At 65.8% G+C, this 17719-nt stretch carries 19 protein-coding genes; 6 read left to right on the forward strand and 13 right to left on the reverse strand.

Annotated features, from left to right (window positions below; all coding sequences use genetic code 11):
* Positions 1-51: 51 nt before the first annotated feature.
* On the forward strand, positions 52-2901 hold the full coding sequence (locus tag RBB34_RS12710) for an EAL domain-containing protein (protein WP_306119598.1): 2850 nt from the start codon (positions 52-54) through the stop codon (positions 2899-2901).
* Between the two features lie 27 nt (positions 2902-2928).
* On the opposite strand, the gene RBB34_RS12715 is transcribed toward RBB34_RS12710, so the two are convergent.
* On the reverse strand, positions 2929-3528 hold the full coding sequence (locus tag RBB34_RS12715) for a YqgE/AlgH family protein (protein ID WP_306119599.1): 600 nt from the start codon (positions 3526-3528) through the stop codon (positions 2929-2931).
* Positions 3529-3712: 184 nt separating this feature from the next.
* Between RBB34_RS12715 and RBB34_RS12720 the strand changes: the two genes are divergently transcribed.
* Complete coding sequence (locus tag RBB34_RS12720; RefSeq protein WP_306119600.1) at positions 3713-4531, forward strand: protein-disulfide reductase DsbD domain-containing protein; 819 nt, start codon at positions 3713-3715, stop codon at positions 4529-4531.
* Positions 4532-4614: 83 nt separating this feature from the next.
* Complete coding sequence (locus RBB34_RS12725; protein ID WP_306119601.1) at positions 4615-5118, forward strand: peroxiredoxin; 504 nt, start codon at positions 4615-4617, stop codon at positions 5116-5118.
* Positions 5119-5245: 127 nt separating this feature from the next.
* Here the strand turns inward: RBB34_RS12725 and RBB34_RS12730 are convergent, their stop codons facing one another.
* From RBB34_RS12730 to ispH, 4 genes are read right to left on the reverse strand one after another with little or no spacing between them, the layout of a single operon-like run.
* Complete coding sequence (locus RBB34_RS12730) at positions 5246-5443, reverse strand: hypothetical protein (protein ID WP_306119602.1); 198 nt, start codon at positions 5441-5443, stop codon at positions 5246-5248.
* Entirely contained in the window at positions 5433-5906 is a 474-nt protein-coding gene (gene rnhA, locus RBB34_RS12735; RefSeq protein ID WP_346432539.1) for a ribonuclease HI, read from the reverse strand. Before rnhA ends, RBB34_RS12730 begins: the two co-directional genes overlap by 11 nt.
* A 21-nt stretch (positions 5907-5927) precedes the next feature.
* Positions 5928-6893: a homoserine kinase gene (locus tag RBB34_RS12740; RefSeq protein ID WP_306119604.1), complete on the reverse strand. Its 966-nt coding sequence runs from the start codon at positions 6891-6893 to the stop codon at positions 5928-5930.
* A gap of 15 nt (positions 6894-6908) precedes the next feature.
* Positions 6909-7922 carry a 4-hydroxy-3-methylbut-2-enyl diphosphate reductase gene (gene ispH, locus RBB34_RS12745; protein WP_306119605.1) on the reverse strand — a complete coding sequence of 338 codons (1014 nt, stop codon included), beginning with the start codon at positions 7920-7922 and terminating at the stop codon, positions 6909-6911.
* Positions 7923-8241: 319 nt separating this feature from the next.
* Between ispH and RBB34_RS12750 the strand changes: the two genes are divergently transcribed.
* Complete coding sequence (locus RBB34_RS12750; RefSeq protein WP_306119606.1) at positions 8242-8625, forward strand: type II toxin-antitoxin system HicB family antitoxin; 384 nt, start codon at positions 8242-8244, stop codon at positions 8623-8625.
* A gap of 3 nt (positions 8626-8628) precedes the next feature.
* Here RBB34_RS12750 and RBB34_RS12755 read toward each other — a convergent pair whose 3' ends face one another.
* From RBB34_RS12755 to coxB, 8 genes are all read right to left on the reverse strand, one after another.
* Complete coding sequence (locus RBB34_RS12755) at positions 8629-9366, reverse strand: SURF1 family protein (protein ID WP_306119607.1); 738 nt, start codon at positions 9364-9366, stop codon at positions 8629-8631.
* A gap of 77 nt (positions 9367-9443) precedes the next feature.
* On the reverse strand, positions 9444-10322 hold the full coding sequence (locus RBB34_RS12760; protein WP_306119608.1) for a cytochrome c oxidase subunit 3: 879 nt from the start codon (positions 10320-10322) through the stop codon (positions 9444-9446).
* Complete coding sequence (locus RBB34_RS12765; protein ID WP_306119609.1) at positions 10315-10998, reverse strand: cytochrome c oxidase assembly protein; 684 nt, start codon at positions 10996-10998, stop codon at positions 10315-10317. Before RBB34_RS12765 ends, RBB34_RS12760 begins: the two co-directional genes overlap by 8 nt.
* Positions 10999-11015: 17 nt before the next feature.
* Positions 11016-11177 carry a hypothetical protein gene (locus RBB34_RS12770; RefSeq protein ID WP_306119610.1) on the reverse strand — a complete coding sequence of 54 codons (162 nt, stop codon included), beginning with the start codon at positions 11175-11177 and terminating at the stop codon, positions 11016-11018.
* A gap of 11 nt (positions 11178-11188) precedes the next feature.
* The gene (locus RBB34_RS12775; protein ID WP_306119611.1) at positions 11189-12112 is read right to left on the reverse strand and encodes a heme o synthase; all 924 of its coding nucleotides are present in this window, start codon (positions 12110-12112) and stop codon (positions 11189-11191) included.
* On the reverse strand, positions 12109-12501 hold the full coding sequence (locus tag RBB34_RS12780; protein WP_346432538.1) for a VOC family protein: 393 nt from the start codon (positions 12499-12501) through the stop codon (positions 12109-12111). Before RBB34_RS12780 ends, RBB34_RS12775 begins: the two co-directional genes overlap by 4 nt.
* A 13-nt stretch (positions 12502-12514) precedes the next feature.
* Positions 12515-14170, reverse strand: a complete 1656-nt coding sequence (gene ctaD / locus RBB34_RS12785) for a cytochrome c oxidase subunit I (protein ID WP_306119613.1) — start codon at positions 14168-14170, stop codon at positions 12515-12517.
* A gap of 31 nt (positions 14171-14201) precedes the next feature.
* Entirely contained in the window at positions 14202-15083 is an 882-nt protein-coding gene (coxB, locus tag RBB34_RS12790) for a cytochrome c oxidase subunit II (protein ID WP_306119614.1), read from the reverse strand.
* 513 nt (positions 15084-15596) lie between these two features.
* On the opposite strand from coxB, the gene RBB34_RS12795 reads away from it, so the two are divergent.
* Both RBB34_RS12795 and tldD read left to right on the forward strand, forming a co-directional pair.
* Entirely contained in the window at positions 15597-16052 is a 456-nt protein-coding gene (locus RBB34_RS12795; RefSeq protein WP_306119667.1) for an invasion associated locus B family protein, read from the forward strand.
* 86 nt (positions 16053-16138) lie between these two features.
* Positions 16139-17554: a metalloprotease TldD gene (tldD, locus tag RBB34_RS12800; RefSeq protein WP_306119615.1), complete on the forward strand. Its 1416-nt coding sequence runs from the start codon at positions 16139-16141 to the stop codon at positions 17552-17554.
* The last annotated feature ends 165 nt before the right edge of the window (positions 17555-17719 follow it).

Raw genomic sequence — 17719 nt, forward strand, 5'->3', positions numbered from 1 at the left:
CTGGCGCCGAGACGGCCGCTGGCGTTGCTCGCCTGTGCGCTGTGCGCCCTCGTGCTCCTGACCGCCTGGCCGACGGCGGCCAACGAGCCGATCAGCATCAACCGCGACGACACGGCGCTCGACCTGACCCGGGCCGTGGAAATCTACCGCGATCGCGGCCCCACATTCCGCGTGTCGACCGCACCCGACGCCGAGGGCATCGTGCGCACGATCGAGGTGCAGGCGACAAGCGAGGAGACCGCCGGCAACTGGGCTGTGCTGGTGCTGACCAACAATACCGATCTTCAGATCGACCGGCTGCTCGTCGCGCCGCGCTTCCGGCTCGTCAATTCGGGCGTGTTCTGGCCCGATCTGGGCTCGCAGCGGATCGCGTCGATCACCCCGTCGGCGGGCTTCTCGCTCGACCGGGTCGCCGATCCGGATGCGGACATCTTCGCCATCACGCTCGATCCGGGCGCGATCATCACGCTGGTCGCCGAGCTTGCCTCTCCCAGCCTGCCCCAGCTCTATCTGTGGGAGGAGGACGCCTATCGCGAGATCGTCAATTCCTACACGCTCTATAACGGGATCGTGCTGGGCATTTGCGGACTGCTGGCGCTGTTCCTGTCGATCCTGTTCGTGGTGCGCGGCACCACCACCTTCCCCGCCGCCGCGCTGCTCGCCTGGTCGGTGCTCGCCTATATCCTGATCGATTTCGGCTTCGTCAGCCAGTTCAGCACCATGGACAGCGCGGCGATCGGCCGATGGCGGGCCATCGCGGAAGTCGCCATCGTCGCCTCGCTGGGGCTGTTCCTGTTCAGCCATCTGCGGCTCGACCGATGGAGCGACCGGCTCAGATGGACCGCTTTCGTCTGGCTGCTGAGCGTTCTTGCGCTGGGCGCGCTGGTCACGATCGATCCATCGATCGCCGCCGGGATTGCGCGCGTCGGCCTGGCGCTGACGGCGGCGTTCGGCCTGCTGCTGATCATCGTGCTCAGCCTGCGCGGCTTCGACAAGGCGATCATGCTGATCCCGGCCTGGGTGCTGCTGGTCGCCTGGATCTTCGCGGGCTGGATGACGGTGACCGGCGCGGTCGACAACGACATCATCCAGCCGGCGCTTGCCGGCGGGCTGGTGCTGATCGTCCTTCTGATCGGATTCACCATCATGCAAAGCGCGTTCGCCGGCGGCGCGCTGCAGGAAAACCTGTTCTCCAATGTCGAATTGCAGGCATTGGCGGTCAAGGGATCGGGCGGCATCGTCTGGGACTGGGACGTGGGACGCGACCGGCTGACCACGACGCCCAATCTGGGTCTGCAACTGGGCCTGCCGGCCAACGCCCTGCAGGGGCCGGTGCGCAACTGGCTGAAGATCGTCCACCCCGACGATCGCGACCAGTTCCGCGCCGCCCTGGATGCGGCGGTCGAGCAGCGCCGCGGCAAGATCGACCTGACGCTGCGGCTGCGCACGGGGGAAACCCAGCACGCCTGGTACAATGTGCGCGCAAGGCCCGTCACCGGCGCCGACGGCTCGGTGATCCGCTGCATCGGCACGGCCAATGACGTCAGCAGCCAGAAGCGCGCCGAGGAGCGCCTGCTGCACGATGCCGTGCACGACAACCTGACCGGACTGCCCAATCGCGAACTGTTCTTCGACCGCATCAAGTCGGCGGCGGCGCTGGCGGCGGCCGGCCAGGGCGTCAAGCCGACAGTGTTCATCGTCGATCTGGACCGGTTCAAGGAGGTCAATGAAAGCGTGGGCATGAATGCGGCCGACACGCTTCTGATCACCGTGGCGCGGCGGCTCAAGCGGCTGCTGCGCCCGCAGGACACGCTGGCCCGGATCGGCGGCGACCAGTTCGGCATCGTGCTGGTCTCGGAGTCGGCGCCGGAGCTGATCGCCAATTTCGCCGAGCAGGTCAAGAAGACGATCAAGGCGCCGGTCAGCTTCGCCGAACGCGAGATCGTGCTGACACCGTCGGTCGGCCTCGCCACATGGACGGCGGACTGCCGGCGCGGCGAGGAGCTGTTCAAGGACACCGAACTGGCGCTGCATCAGGCCAAGCGGTTCGGCGGCGACAGGGTCGAGCCCTTCCGGCCGGCCTTCCGCGACGGCAGCACCAATCTGCTGCAGATCGAATCGGATCTGCACCGGGCGATCAGCCGTTCGGAAATCTATCTTGTCTATCAGCCGATCATCCGCGCGGCCGACAATTCGGTCGCCGGCTTCGAGGCGCTGATGCGCTGGCGCCATCCGCGGCGCGGCGAGATCCCGCCTTCGGAGTTCATCGCCGTGGCCGAACGGTCGGGCCTGATCGCCGAATTGGGTGCGCATGGCCTGGAGATCGCCGCGGCGCAGCTCATGGACTGGGACACGGTGATCCGCGACACGCCGGTGTTCATCTCCGTGAACGTGTCCAGCCAGCAACTCGTGCGGCGCGACTTCACCAGCCAGGTCGCGGGAATTCTGGCGCGCTATCCGAACCGCCGCCACTCGCTGCGCCTTGAGATCACCGAAACCTCGCTGATGGAAAACCCCGAGCAGAACGTGCGCATCCTCGAGCGGATCCGCGATCTGGGCGTCAAGCTGGCCATCGACGATTTCGGCACCGGCTATTCGTCGCTGTCCTACCTGGCGCGCTTTCCATTCGACGTGCTCAAGATCGACCAGTCCTTCGTGCAGCCCGACGGGGCGCACCGCGAAGCGCTGCTCAACTCGATCGTGGAGATGGCGCACGCGCTCGACCTGTCGGTCGTGGCCGAAGGCGTGGAGAACGAAGAGGACGCGAAGATGCTCGTCGAAATGGGCGCCGACTACCTGCAGGGCTTCGTCACCGGTCAGCCCGTGTCGGCGGACGAAGCCGCCGCCATGGTGGCCGAACAGAACCCGATCGTGGCCGACGACGAGCAGGCGGCCGAGTAGCAACGCCCGGGTTCTTCGCATTGCGGCTCAGGCGTTGCCGCCCTCGCGGATCAGGTTGGCCGCGCCGATCCCAAGACCGGCGATCAGTGCCTCGTACTTGCCGTCATTGTCGTGATCGAAGACCAGCGCCGGGTCGGCATCGACGGGCAGCCAAGCATTCTCGCGGATCTCGCGCTCGAGCTGGCCGGCGCCCCAGCCCGAATAGCCAAGGGCGATCGCCGTTTGCCGCGGGCCATGGCCTTCCACGATCGATCTGAGGATCTCGAGCGTCGAGGTCAGATAGATGCGGTCGGAGATCGGAATCGTTGCATCGATGACGTAGTCGGCCGAATGCAGCACGAAGCCGCGATGCTCGTCCACCGGCCCGCCGATCCTGACGGGACCGGCCGAAGCATCGACGGCCTGCCGGGTCAGCATGATCTCGGTGTCGATGCCGGCGTGACCGACCAGTTCCGACAAGGTCATCGGGGCGGGCTTGTTGATCAGGAAACCCATTGCGCCGTCGACGCCATGGGCGCACACATAGACGACCGAATCGGCGAAGACCGAGGTCAGCATGCCCGGCATGGCGACGAGAAAGCGTCCCTCAAGGTCGCCATTTTGGGCGGATTCGGATCGTTTCGCCATCAACTGCATCGATTCCAGCGTAACAGGCAGGGCCGAAATGGCCAGCGCCATAATCGGATATTGGGCCGCCACCTCGGAGAAAATTCAAGCCGGTGTTGCCTGAATTGCATGCTCACGAAGTTATGAGCGGCGAGCAAAGCGGCGTTTGTTGATCGGTAACGCGGCATCGGCGCATATGGTTCACATGACAAGGCTCGCCACGATCGCCGCCGCCGCGGCACTGCTCGCCACCGCTGCGGCGCCTCCCGCCGAGGCCCAGACAACGCCCTGGTTCGACACGGTCGGCGGCGCCGTGCGGCTCGTCGTCGAGCCGCCCGCACCCGATGCCGAGACGATCCGCGGCGCGCTGGAAATCGAACTCGACCAGGGCTGGAAGACCTATTGGCGCGAGCCGGGCTCATCGGGCATTCCGCCGCAGGTCGAGATCGGCCACAGCCGCGGCATCGGCGCGGTGGCCATCGGGTTCCCGGCGCCGGTGTGGATCGAAAATCCCTATGGCGACTTTGCCGGCTATGACGCACCGGTCGCGCTGCCGCTGACCTTCACGCGCACCGCCAATGGCGCCGCCGAACTCGTCGCCGACGTGTTTCTGGGCATTTGCGAGGACATCTGCATCCCCGTGCAGACGCGGTTCGAGCTCAAGGTCGAACCGGCCAATGGCAGCACGCTCGACGGCATGCGCGTCGCACGGGCCCACGACCGTTTGCCCGGATCGCCGCATGAGGGCTTCTCGCTTGCCGAGGAGGACGAGGCCGGCCTCATCGCGGTCGACCATCGGGCGGCGGGCAAGACGCCGCCGGCGGTGTTCGTGCATGCCCGCGACGGCACGCAGTTCCTGCCGCCGATCCATGTCGGCACCCGGGATGGTGTCTCGCGTTACCGGCTCGAACCGGTGCGTCCATCCCCCGACGGTCGGGCCGTCGATACGGTGGTGACCGTGCGCGCGGGCGAGCACGCCTTCGAGGCGAGCCACGAGGTTCGCCTGGCCGGCGAAAATCGCTGAGAGCCTTTGCTCCCGCATCCGGGTATCAAACGCAGCCAAGCGCGCTATCAGCATCGCAGTTCATCCAGCACAAAGGACATGCGATGCCCATCGAGACCGGCTCGACCCTCCCCGACATCACCCTGAAATCGATCACCGCCGATGGTCCCGCCGACATTGCGTCGTCGTCCTATTTCGGCGGCAGAAAAGTCGTTCTGTTCGCCGTGCCGGGTGCGTTCACGCCCACCTGCACGCTCAATCACCTGCCCGGCTATCTCGACAATCGCGACGAGATCCTCGCCAAGGGCGTCGACGAGATCGCCGTGATCGCCGTCAACGATCCGTTCGTGATGCAGGCCTGGGCCGAACAGTCGGGCGGATTGGGCAGGATCGGGTTCCTGTCGGACTGGGACGGCGCGTTCACCCGGGCATTGGGACTTGAGACCGATCTTTCCGCCGCCGGCCTCGGCGTGCGCTCGGCGCGCTACTCGATGCTCGTCGACGACCGTTCGGTGGCGATCCTCAATGTCGAGGACAATCCCGGCGCGGCCGAGGCCTCCGGCGCGGCGCGGATGCTCGAAATGCTGTCGGCCGAACCCGTCTCATAGAGCGGCCTGTGCCGCAGCCAGAATTCGCCGGGTCCACAAGCGAGAACGCGGACACGCAGACCATGTTCGAGGACGAGCGACGCCGACCGGGCGGGTTCGGGCGCGGCCGTCCGGGTCGGGCCGGAATCTAGCGATCCAGCCCGGAGCGGGTGCGGATGATCCCAGCGACGACGCCCGCCACCGCCCCGCCGATCACACCCGAACCGAGCGCTGCCAGCGAGAAGCCGTCGGCGACGAACCAGACCAGCACCGCGCCGATCCCCGCGCCGATCAACGCATAGGCGGCATACCGGCGCGGGTCGTTGCCGGAGCCGTTATCGCTCATTTTCCACCTCGTCGTCGCGGCGGCCACCGCCTGTGGCCTTGAACGGTTTCATCCCCTGTCGCGCCAGTTCGTCGGCGCGCTCGTTTTCCTCATGACCAGCATGGCCCTTCAGCCAGTGCCAGCGCACGTCATGGCGCCGCGTCGCCGCGTCCAGCGCCTGCCAGAGTTCGGCGTTCTTGACCGGCTTTTTCGACGCGGTCTTCCAGCCATTCTTCTTCCAGCCGTGGATCCAGCCCGAAATGCCGTCCTTGACGTAGTTGGAGTCGGTGTAGAGTTCGACGGTGTGCGGGCCGCCCTTGAGCGCTTCAAGCGCGCGGATCGCGGCGGTCAGTTCCATACGGTTGTTGGTGGTTTGCGCCTCGCCGCCGGACAGTTCCTTGCGCCTGCCGTTCCAGTCGAGAACGGCGCCCCAGCCGCCGGGGCCCGGATTGCCCGAACATGCGCCGTCGGTGTAGATGGTGATGGTCTTTGCGTCAGTGGTCACTTACATATCCAGCCCGTATTCGCGTGCGCTCGCAACGGTTCGGTGAAAGCGCATCTTGCGGATGTATTCGTCGGGATCCTTCTTGACGACCAGCGAGCCCTCCGGCGTCGTTACCCAGTCATAGAGCCGGGTGAGCATGAAGCGCAGCGCGGCGCCGCCAGCCAGGGTGGTCAGCGCGTCGACCTCGGGGGCGGTGAGCGCACGGACCGACCGGTAGCCGTTGAGCAGGGCCCTGCCCTTGGTCAGGTTGAAGGCGTGGTCGGGCTCGAAGCACCAGGCATTCAGGCACACCGCGACGTCATAGGCGAGCGCGTCCGTGCAGGCGAAGTAGAAGTCGATGATGCCCGTCAGCTCGTCGCCCAGGAAGAACACATTGTCGGGGAAAAGGTCGGCATGGATGTTGCCCTGGGGCAGATCGCGCGGCCAGCGTGCTTCGAGCTCGACGAGAAACCCTTCCACCTCGGCGATGAACTCGGGCGCCATGTCGGAATTGGCGGCCAGGCATTGCTGCCAGAGCGGACGCCAGTCCTGAAGCGTCAGCGCGTTGCGGCGCGTTAGCGGGAAATCCCTGCCGGCCAGATGCATGCGCGCCAGCGCCGCACCGACCTCGGCGCAGTGGGCCGTCCTGGGCCGACGCATCCACACGCCTTCGAGAAACGTCACCATGGCCGCGGGGCGGCCGGCAAGCTCGCCCAGAACGGCGCCGTCACTGCGGTGCACCGGCTGAGGGCAGGACAGGCCGTTTCGGGCCAGATGCTCCATAAGGCCAAGAAAATAGGGCAGATCGGCAGCGTCGACGCGCTTTTCATAGAGCGTCAGGATGAAATTGCCGCCTTCGGCGTGGATCAGGAAGTTCGAGTTCTCCACGCCCTCGGCAATGCCCTTGTAGGACAGAAGACCGCCGATATCGTATGCGGCCAGGAAAGCGTGCAGCTGGTCCTCGGTGATGTCGGTGTAGACGGCCACGCAGGCTCCGGCTCGTCAGGCGGCAGAGCCGTTCAGGAAGGCCATGTCGCTGGCGGTCAGCGGCGTGTCGCGCAGCGACCGCATGACCGGGAAGAGTTCGTTCTCCTCGGCCGTCAGCGCGATGTCCACCGTCACGGTCCGGCGTTCGCGCAGTGCCTCGATGATCTCCTCGACGACGATCTCGGGCGCCGACGCGCCAGCCGACATGCCGATCGTCGCCGCCTCGCCGATGCGTGACCAGTCGATGTCGGCGGCGCGCTCGACAAGCATGGAATCGGCCGCGCCGTGCCGTTTGGCGACCTCGACCAGGCGCATGGAATTGGACGAGTTCGGCGCGCCGACGATCAGGAAGATGTCGGTGCCCGGCGCGGCCTGCTTGACCGCCTCCTGCCGGTTGGTGGTGGCGTAGCAGATGCTCTCCGAGGACGGCGGTGTCAGCGCCGGAAAGCGCGCGGCAAGCGCGGCGATCACGTCGGCGGTGTCGTCGACCGACAGCGTCGTCTGGGTGACATAACCCAGTTGCTCGGGATCGGGCACGGCGAGTTCGGCGACCTGCTCGGCGGTCTCCACAAGCGTCACCGCGCCCGCCGGCAACTGGCCCATCGTGCCGACGACCTCGGGATGGCCGGCATGGCCGATCAGCAGCACGTGCCGGCCCAGGCGCTGATGGCGCATGGCCTGCTTGTGCACCTTGGAGACGAGCGGACAGGTGGCATCGAGATAAAGAAGGTTGCGCGCCTGCGCATCGGCGGGCACCGATTTGGGAACGCCATGGGCCGAAAAGACCACCGGGCGGTCGGCATGTTCGGGCGGGATGTCGGCCAGTTCCCTGACGAACACCGCGCCACGCTCGCGCAGCGCCTCGACGACGAACTTGTTGTGCACGATCTCGTGGCGCACATAGACCGGCGCGCCGTATTTCTTGAGCCCCAGAACGACGATCTGGATGGCCCGGTCGACGCCCGCGCAGAAGCCGCGCGGCTCGCACAGGCGGATCGTCAACGGCGGCTTTGTGGCGTGCAGGTTCATGGGGGAGATGTCGAAGGTTTGAGTGCCGGTGTCAAGACAGCGGGCATTGAGGGATCGAAACGCCCCGCCTTGCCAAGCACATGGATAAGTGCATATATATGCACGGGGAGAGATGGGTGGACAATCGGACGTCCGCTGTTGTTCGGAGGCTGAAAGCTGAGGGCTGGTATCTGGCGCGACATGGGGCGGGTCACGACATCTACCGCCATCCGCACATCAAGGGCATCGTCACCGTTCCTCGACACAAGACCTTGTCGCCCGGTGTCTTGCGCAGCATCTCCAAGAAGGCAAACTGGAATTGAGGATAGGAAAAGGGGCAATGCGATATCCCGCGCTCATCGATGGCACGAAAGGCGCCTATGGCGTTGTTTTTCCGGATCTTGACGGCGTCGTGGCGATGGGAACGACGATCGATGAAGCGCTCCTCAATGCCGAGGAAGCCTTGCGCGACTATGTGCTCGAGACGGAAGCGGACGGTCTTGCCATCGCCGCGCCTACGGCGCCGGAGGCTGTCGTCGTTCCACCGGGGTCATCCCTCGTGCTGGTGCCGCTTATCCGTCTGACCGGTCGTACGGTCCGCGCAAATCTGACACTCGACGAGGGGGTCGCCGCCTTCATCGACGAGGAGGCCAGGCGCAGGAACATGACGCGGGTGAGCTTCATCGAGTGGATGGCGCGGCGTGTCGCCGCCGACGGGGTGTGAGGATCAGTGCATCCGCCGCCAGACAAAGGCGGCGAGCACGACAACCAGCGCCAGCGCCAGCCCGTACCAGGTGATGGCATATTGCAGGTGGTTGTTGGGCAGGTCGATGCGGGTGACGCCGCCGACGGGCCAGTCACCTCCCGCCTCGCCTTCGAACGCGTCGATGAAGAAGGGCAACACCTCCTCCGGCGCATAGCCGGCCCGCTCGACCATCAGCGCCCAGTCCTTCCAGTAATAGACGTTCTTTTCGGGGTCGTTGTCGGGCACGATGAAGGACGGCTTCGCAGCGAGCCGTTCGCGCGCCAGACCGGTGACCGTCACCGTGCCTTCGGTCAGGCTTCCGGGCCGCGTTTCGGGCTCCTTGAGGTCGAAGGGCACGAAGCCGCGATTGACCAGAACGACCGCGCCGCCTTCCATCTCGAGCGGGGTGTAGAGATAGTAGCCCGACGCCCCCTCGTGCGTGGCGAAGAAGTGCTGCTCCCGGTCGTGCACGAAGTTGCCGGTGGCTTCGACCGGCCGATAGCGGATGTCGCCGCCATCGGCCGCGAGCTCGGCGATCCGGGCGGCGGGGACGGGCGGCGCATCGAGCCGGGCATCGATCGTCGCCAGAAGATCCTGTTTCCAGGCAAGGCGCTGGACCTGCCAGTTGCCGAGCATGACGAGCGCGACGAGCACCGGCAGCGCGAACAGCACCACCAGCCAGGGATAGCGGCGTCTTTCGGGCTGCGCCGGAGCGCTCATGGCGTTTGGCCTCGCAATCGAAAAGGGCGGCCGCGCACCGATCGCGACCGCCCGGCATCATGCCGTTTGCGTGGCGATCAGTGGTGGTAGATCGGTGCGCCCCACGTCCCCCAGATATAGACGACGAAGAACAGGAACAACCAGACAACGTCGACGAAGTGCCAGTACCAGGCGGCCGCCTCGAAGCCGAAATGCTTTTGCGGCGTGAAATGGCCCGCATGGGCACGGATCAGGCAGACGATCAGGAAGACCAGCCCGACGAAGACGTGGAAGCCATGGAAGCCGGTCGCCATGAAGAAGGTGGCGCCGTAAAGCGAATCCGAGAACGCATAGGGGGCGACCATGAATTCGTAGATCTGGACGAACATGAACAGCGCCGCCAGCGCGATGGTCAGCCACAGGCCCAGCTTCAGCCCGTTACGGTCGCCATGCAACAGCGCATGGTGCGCCCAGGTCACGGTGGTGCCCGACAGCAGCAGGATCACGGTGTTGTAGAGCGGCAGGCCGAGCGGATCGAGCACTTCCATGCCGGCGGGCGGCCACTGTCCGCCGGTATAGGCCATGCGGCCGACCTGCTGTGCCTCGTCGTAGAACAGGCTGGCATCGAAGACCGCCCAGAACCAGGCGACGAAGAACATCACCTCCGAGGCGATGAACATGATCATGCCGTAGCGCAGATGCAGCGAGACGACGCGGGTATGATGGCCCTCGCGCGACTCGCGCACCGTGTCCGACCACCAGCCGAACATGGTGTAAAGGACAACCGCCAGACCGATCAGAAAGGTCCAGGGATTGGCCATGGGAATGCCGAGGAACGAGAACTCGTTACCCTGGGCGCCCTGCATCCAGCCAATGCCGCCAATGGCCATGATCAGCGCGCCGATCGAGCCGATCAGCGGCCACGGGCTGGGATCGAGAATGTGATAGTCGTGGTTCTTGGCGTGACTTTCAGCCATTGGCGTTATCCCCGATTGTCATTCGGCCCCGGTCCGGCATCGCCGCGCCCATCGTGGCGTCGGGGCCGGACCGTTCGATGGTGAGCGCTGCCCGGTCCGCCCGCACCGTCTCGGCGGGCTGGTCGATCTTGAAGAAGGTGTAGGACAGGGTGATCGTCGACACGCCCTCGAGCTCCGGCGCATCGACGATCGCCGGATCGATGAAGAAGACGACGGGCATGTCCGTGGACTGTCCCGGCTCCAGCGTCGTCTCGGTGAAGCAGAAACATTCCATCTTGTTGAAATAGGCGCCGGCGGCCTGCGGGGTCACGTTGAAGGTCGCCGACCCCGTCGTCGGCACGTCGCGCCAGTTCTCGGCCCGATAGGCGACCTGCGTGAGCTCTCCGATCTTCAGCGTCACCTGCCGGTCGACGGGCGCGAAGTCCCAGCCCAGACCGGCGCCCGAATTGGCGTCGAAACGCACATTGATGGACCTGTCGAGCACCTCGACGGGCGATGTGTCGGCGACCTGGGTCGTGCCGCCATAGCCGGTCACGCGGCAGAACAGGTCGTAAAGCGGGACCGAGGCGTATGCGAGACCGACCATGCCGGCGAAGAAGCCAAGGCATGCGGCGGCGATGCGCACATTGGAGCGCTGCCTGCCGGTTGCGGTCGTGGTGGGGTCTTTTTCTGCCATGCTCGCGTGTCGGTTCGTCACAGGGGGCGGTTGAGGATCTCGGGGCCGAACTTGATCACGGTGACGAGGTAGAAGATCACCACGAAGGCGGCGAGCGCCAACGCTAGCGCGATCGAGCGCTTGCGGCGGGCCGACTTCTGGGCCTTTGTCAGTTCGATCCTGTCGTCTTTGTCGGTCATCGAAACTCCGCTCATGCCAGCACCCGCATGACCACGGTCTCAAGCAGCAGCGCGGCGAATATGGCGAACAGATAGGTCAGCGAATATCCGAACAGCTTCTTGGCCGGCACCATGGTCGCATCGCCGTCGGGCATGCGCCAGACCGCGACCGCATGGCGGATGAAAAGGGCACCGAGGGCCATCGCCACCACGCCATAGGCCGGCCCGGCAAAGCCCAGCGGCCAGGGCAGCACAGCCGCGATCGCCAGCAGCACCGAATAGACGAGCATCTGTGCCTTGGTGTGCCGCTCGCCGGCGACATTGGGCATCATCGGCATGCCGGCGATCTCGTAATCGCGCAGCTTGAACAGCGCCAGCGCCCAGAAATGGGGCGGCGTCCACAGGAAGATGATGGCGAACAGCACCAGGCTCTCCAGCGAGACGGTGCCGGTCACCGCGGCCCAGCCGATCATCGGCGGGAAGGCACCCGCCGCGCCGCCGATGACGATGTTCTGCGGCGTCGAGCGTTTCAGCCACATCGTGTAGATGACGGCGTAAAAGAAGATGGTGAAGGCCAGAAGCGCGGCCGCCGCCCAATTGGCGACAAGGCCGAGCGTCATCACGGACAGCACCGACAGGATGACGCCGAAAGTCAGCGCCTCGCCGGCGCCGACCCGGCCCGACGGCACGGGCCGCCCGGCGGTGCGGCTCATCACCGCGTCGATATCGGCGTCATACCACATGTTGAGCGCGCCCGAGGCGCCGGCGCCGACCGCGATCGCCAGGATAGACACCGCCGCGAGGAAGGGATTGATCGCGCCGGGCGCGACGAGCAGCCCGACGAGCGCGGTGAAGACGACGAGCGACATCACCCGCGGCTTGAGCAGGTCGAAATAGTCGCGCGGCGTGGCTTCCGACACCGCGGCCGGTTGCCGGCTCGATTCGACAACGCTCATTGGACCACCTGCGTGGCGGGAAACCATGTGTTGCCCCACGGGTCGATGAAGCCGCCGCGCCGGTCGGTGTCGCCCGGGCGCAGTTCGGGTTCGAACATGGGCGAGGCCCCTTGGGCGATCGCTCTCGCATAGACGCCGTCGGCGTCGGCGACGTAGACGTGAAGCCAGGCGCTGACCGGCTCGAAACCGCCGCCTGCCTGCCCGACCATGATCACCGAATCGTCGATCTTGACCTCGACGTGCCGCACCGTGCCGTCATCATGATCGATCCGGCGCACTTCATGCGCGCCGAACACCGTGCACATGAAATCCGCCAAGGCCAGCGCGTCCGGCGCTACGAGATACGCCGACACGCTTGAATGGCCATCCGGTTTGAAGTGTGAGGTCATACCCGCTCGATGCCTATTTGATGCGCGGCAACTGTTCCCACTGGTGGTAGGGCGGCGGCGAGGAAAGCTGCCATTCCAGCGTGGTCGCGCCCTCGCCCCAGGGGTTGGCGCCGGCCTCGCGCTTGCGCGCAAAGGCTTCGAACACGCCGTAAAGGAAGATCAGCACGCCGATCGCCGAGATGTAGGACCCCCAGGAGGAGACCATGTTCCAGCCCGCATAGGCGTCCGGATAGTCGATGTAGCGGCGGGGCATGCCGGCCAGACCCAGGAAGTGCTGCGGGAAGAAGATCAGGTTCACGCCCACGAAGGTGACCCAGAAATGCACCCGCGCGATGGTCGAGTTGTACATGTAGCCGAACATCTTCGGGAACCAGTAGTACCAGGCGGCGAAGATGCCGAACACCGCGCCCAGCGACAGCACGTAGTGGAAGTGGGCGACCACGTAGTAGGTGTCGTGCAGGGCCCGGTCGAGACCGGCATTGGCGAGCTGGACGCCGGTGACGCCGCCGATGGTGAACAGGAAGATGAAGCCGATCGCCCAGAGCATCGGCGTGCGCAGTTCGATCGCGCCGCCCCACATGGTGGCGATCCACGAGAAGATCTTGATGCCGGTGGGCACCGCGATCACCATGGTGGCGAAGACGAAATAGCGCTGCGCATTGAGCGACAGGCCGACGGTGTACATGTGGTGCGCCCAGACGATGAAGCCGACCACACCGATGGCGACCATCGCATAGGCCATGCCAAGATAGCCGAAGATGGGCTTCTTGGAGAAGGTCGACACGATGTGGCTGATGATGCCGAAGGCCGGCAGGATCAGGATATAGACTTCGGGATGGCCGAAGAACCAGAACAGGTGCTGGAACAGGATCGGGTCGCCGCCGCCGGCCGGGTTGAAGAAGGCGGTGCCGAAATTGCGGTCGGTGAGCAGCATGGTGATGGCGCCGGCCAGCACGGGCAGCGACAACAGCAGCAGGAAGGCGGTGATCAGCACCGACCAGGCGAACAGCGGCATCTTGTGCAGCGTCATGCCGGGGGCGCGCATGTTGAAGATCGTCGTGATGAAGTTGATCGCGCCCAGGATCGAGGAGGCGCCGGCGATGTGGATCGACAGGATGGCGAAATCCATCGCCGGGCCGGGCTGCCCGGTCGTCGAATAGGGCGGATAGATGGTCCAGCCGCCGCCGACGCCGTGGGCGCCGGGCGAGGAGGGCATGAACATGGAAATGACCAGCAGGATCGCCGCGGGCGGCAGCAGCCAGAACGAGATGTTGTTCATGCGCGGAAACGCCATGTCCGGCGCGCCGATCATGATCGGCACCATCCAGTTGGCAAAACCGCCAATAAGCGCCGGCATGACCATGAAGAAGATCATGATCAGGCCATGCGCCGTGGTGAACACATTGTACATCTGCTTGCCGGCATCGACGGCCGCATCGCCCTCGACGCCGTAGACCATCGAGGCCAGGCCGTGGAAGATCTGGATGCCCGGCTCGGCCAGCTCCCAGCGCATCATCACCGACAGGAACCCGCCAAGCACGCCCATGATGATCGCAAAGATCAGATAGAGCGTGCCGATGTCCTTGTGGTTGGTCGAAAACAGCCAGCGATTGACGAAGCCGGCGGGGGCTCCGTGATCGTGGCTGGAATGGGCGACGGCGTCGGACATGATGAAACGAACTCCTGAAAAGGCCTTGTCTTTATTCTTCGTTAAGATTGGCGAGGCTGCGGCGCGCCTCCAGCGTGGCGATCAGCGTGCGGTTCGCCTCGCCGACGTCGCTGCGGGCCGCGACCAGCCAGTCGTCGTAGTCCTCGCGGCTGACCACGCGCACGGCAATGGGCATGTAGGCATGGTCCTTGCCGCAAAGCTCCGAGCACTGGCCGTAATAAAGGCCTTCCTTGTTGGCGCGGAACCAGGTTTCGTTGAGCCGGCCGGGAACCGCGTCCATCTTCACGCCGAAGGCCGGAACGGCCCATGAATGCAGCACGTCGCCGGCGGTGACCAGCACGCGCACGGTGGTGTCGACGGGCACGACCAGTTCGTTGTCGACCGACAGCAGGCGCGGATAGATTTCCAGATCCTGCTTTTGCTGCTCGGCGCGATCGATGTCGCGCAGCATGATCTGGTCGAAGACGATCTCCTCGCCGTCGTCGGTCTGGTATTCATAGCCCCAGTACCACTGATAGCCGGTCGCCTTGACCGTCAGTTCGGGCTCGGTCGGCGGCGAGTACTGCTTGGTCAGAAGCTGGAAGGAGGGAACGGCGAGGAACAGCAGCACGACGATCGGGCCGACCGTCCAGACGACCTCGACCAGCGTGTTGTGGCTCGTGCGCGACGGGACCGGATTGACCGAGGCCCGGTAGCGGATCAGTACCCAGGCGAGCAGCGCCATCACCAGGAGCACGATCGGCACCAGGAAGACGAGCGTGTAACGCTCGAACCAGATGATCTGCTCCATGACGTCGGTGGCGGCCCGCTGGAAGCCGAACTGCCATTCCTCGGGCTGCGCAGCAAGGGCAGCAGGGGCGATCAGGGTTGCAATGGCTGTCGCGCAAAGGCGCAAACGACTGGTCTTCGACACGCTTGGTCTCCCGATATTGGCGGACGGCTCGCCTCGGCTTCGCCCACGAGGCGACGTAGAACCACAATATGCCCATCACCGCAACTGGATCATCGGCCAATTCGTGCGTCATTTCGGCGCTTGCCCGGACGCGGCACAGCGGCCGGCGGCGCGCCTTCCGATCGCGCCTGGCAAGGCTTGCGACAGGCCGGGCGCCACGCCGCAGACGCCGGTGCGAAGGGTCCGATCTGCCATGTTTTCGCCCGTTTGCGCCGTTTGTCATGGCCGTAACGCAGCGCAGTGGGGCGCCACGCCGGCATTGGTGACAATCGGCGCCCGGCCATTGCATGATGATGGCGCGCTGCAAACCGATTCGGCCTGCCGGATCAATCGACCCGCGCACCGGAGCACGACAAGGACCTCGCCGTGAACCCATCCGCCTCCAACACCGAACACGTGCCACGCCATCGCCGGCGCGGCACGCTCGCCACGCTTGCCGTTTCGGCGTGCGCCGCGCTCGCGGCCGCCGCCGCGATCCTCGCCTCGCCGGCGGACGCCCAGCAGCAGACCGTGCGCGCCAAATACGGCTTCTGGGACCTGCGCTGCGCGACGCCGCCGGGGGCTGCCAACGAGCAGTGCGTCCTGATGCAGGCCGTCGAGGACTATGACCGCTCGGAAATCGGGCTTTCGGTCTCGGCGTTCAAGACCGCCGACCGCAAGGCGCAGATCCTGCGCATCCAGGCGCCGCTGGGCGTGCTGCTGCCGAACGGGCTGGGCCTGCACATCGACGGGCGCGACATGGGCCGGGCCTATTTCGTGCGCTGCTTTGCCGATGGCTGCTATGCCGAGGTCATCCTCGAGGATCAGCTTCTGGAGAGCCTGAAGAAAGGCAAGACGGCGACGTTCACGGTCTTCGACACGCCCGAGGAAGGCATCGGCCTGCCGGTCGATCTGGCCGGCTTCACCGAGGGCTTCGAGGCGCTGCCCTGACCGGGGCCGCATGATGCGGGGGTGAAACCGGCCACGGCTCCGCCTAAATGGTCAGGAAACAGACCCTACCCGAAAGGCAGCCCATCATGCAGACCGGCCTTCTGACCCGCTTCGACATTTCCGAGGCCCGCGTGCGCGATCTCGTCTCCGACACGCTGGGTGCGAGCGATGACGGCGAGCTTTTCCTCGAATACCGCGAAAGCGAAACGCTGGGCTTCGACAATGGCCGGCTGAAGACCGGGGCGTTCAACACCGCATCGGGCTTCGGCCTGCGGGCGGTGGCCGGCGAAGCGGTCGGCTATGCCGAATCGGACGATTTTTCCGAAGCCGCGCTGCGCCGCGCCGCCGACGCGGTCGGTGCGGTCACGCGCGGGCATTCGGGCCGCTACAGCGAACCGCCGGCGCGCACCAACAAGAAGCTCTACGGCGATCTCAACCCGATCGGCGAGCCCTCCTTTGCCGCCAAGGTCAAGCTGCTGGAGCAGATCGACGCCTATCTGCGCGGCAAGGACGACAGGGTGCGCCAGGTCTCGGCCTCGCTCGCCGCCTCATGGCAGATGGTGGAGATCGTGCGCGCCGATGGCGAAATCGCCCGCGACGTCCGGCCGCTGGTGCGGGTCAACATCTCGGTCATCGTCGGCGAGGGCGACCGGCAGGAGACCGGCAGCCACGGCATGGGCGGGCGGCAGTCGTTCGGCGACTTCATCGCCACCGAAAGCTGGCAGGCGGCGGCCGACGACGCGCTGCGCCAGGCGCTGGTCAATCTTCAAGCGCGTCCCGCGCCGGCTGGCACGTTCGACATCGTGCTCGGCAGCGGCTGGCCCGGCGTGATGCTGCACGAGGCGGTCGGACACGGGCTGGAAGGCGACTTCAACCGCAAGGGCACGTCGGCCTTCGCCGGGCTGATGGGCGAGCAGGTCGCCGCCCGCGGGGTGACCGTGGTCGACGATGGCACGATCGACGAACGGCGCGGCTCGCTGACCATCGACGACGAGGGCACGCCCTCGGGTCACAACGTGCTGATCGAGGACGGCAAGCTGGTCGGCTACATGCAGGACCGGCAGAATGCACGGCTGATGGGCATGAAGCCGACCGGCAACGGCCGGCGCGAGAGCTACCAGCACGTGCCGATGCCGCGCATGACCAATACCTACATGCTGGGCGGCGATGCCACGCCCGAGGAGATCATCGCTTCGGTCGATGACGGCATCTATGCGGTCTCGTTCGGGGGCGGGCAGGTCGACATCACCTCGGGCAAGTTCGTGTTCGCCTGCACCGAGGCCTACAAGATCGAGGGCGGCAAGGTGGCCCATCCGGTCAAGGGCGCCATGCTGATCGGCAACGGACCGGACGCGATGCACCGGGTCTCGATGGTCGGCAACGACACCAGGCTGGACACCGGCATCGGCATGTGCGGCAAGGCCGGCCAGGGCGTGCCGGTCGGCGTCGGCCAGCCCCATCTGAGGATGGACCGGATGACGGTGGGCGGCACCGAGGCGTGACCGGCGCCGGCGACCGGCGATGCATTGTTGCAGTGCATGTGTCATTGTTAATTGCCGATGACCTTGCGGCATGAGAGGGTGATAGGCTGGACAACGGCATGCTGCCGGTGGCCCCTGTGGGTGCAGCGGACGGGGCGGGAAGGGAGCGCTCGACAATTTCCATGA

The organism is Roseitalea sp. MMSF_3546, assembly GCF_030732865.1.
Classification (GTDB): domain Bacteria; phylum Pseudomonadota; class Alphaproteobacteria; order Rhizobiales; family Rhizobiaceae; genus Roseitalea.

Bases quoted from the DNA above. Each gene is read 5' to 3' on its own strand.
- RBB34_RS12765 (WP_306119609.1), bottom strand. From the start codon at position 10,998: ATGGCAGAAAAAGACCCCACCACGACCGCAACCGGCAGGCAGCGCTCC.
- RBB34_RS12775 (WP_306119611.1), bottom strand. From the start codon at position 12,112: ATGAGCGTTGTCGAATCGAGCCGGCAACCGGCCGCGGTGTCGGAAGCC.
- RBB34_RS12725 (WP_306119601.1), top strand. From the start codon at position 4,615: ATGCCCATCGAGACCGGCTCGACCCTCCCCGACATCACCCTGAAATCG.
- RBB34_RS12730 (WP_306119602.1), bottom strand. From the start codon at position 5,443: ATGAGCGATAACGGCTCCGGCAACGACCCGCGCCGGTATGCCGCCTAT.
- RBB34_RS12715 (WP_306119599.1), bottom strand. From the start codon at position 3,528: ATGGCGAAACGATCCGAATCCGCCCAAAATGGCGACCTTGAGGGACGC.
- tldD (WP_306119615.1), top strand. From the start codon at position 16,139: ATGCAGACCGGCCTTCTGACCCGCTTCGACATTTCCGAGGCCCGCGTG.
- RBB34_RS12720 (WP_306119600.1), top strand. From the start codon at position 3,713: ATGACAAGGCTCGCCACGATCGCCGCCGCCGCGGCACTGCTCGCCACC.
- RBB34_RS12780 (WP_346432538.1), bottom strand. From the start codon at position 12,501: ATGACCTCACACTTCAAACCGGATGGCCATTCAAGCGTGTCGGCGTAT.
- RBB34_RS12760 (WP_306119608.1), bottom strand. From the start codon at position 10,322: ATGGCTGAAAGTCACGCCAAGAACCACGACTATCACATTCTCGATCCC.
- ctaD (WP_306119613.1), bottom strand. From the start codon at position 14,170: ATGTCCGACGCCGTCGCCCATTCCAGCCACGATCACGGAGCCCCCGCC.
- RBB34_RS12750 (WP_306119606.1), top strand. From the start codon at position 8,242: ATGCGATATCCCGCGCTCATCGATGGCACGAAAGGCGCCTATGGCGTT.
- RBB34_RS12770 (WP_306119610.1), bottom strand. From the start codon at position 11,177: ATGACCGACAAAGACGACAGGATCGAACTGACAAAGGCCCAGAAGTCG.
- ispH (WP_306119605.1), bottom strand. From the start codon at position 7,922: ATGAACCTGCACGCCACAAAGCCGCCGTTGACGATCCGCCTGTGCGAG.
- RBB34_RS12755 (WP_306119607.1), bottom strand. From the start codon at position 9,366: ATGAGCGCTCCGGCGCAGCCCGAAAGACGCCGCTATCCCTGGCTGGTG.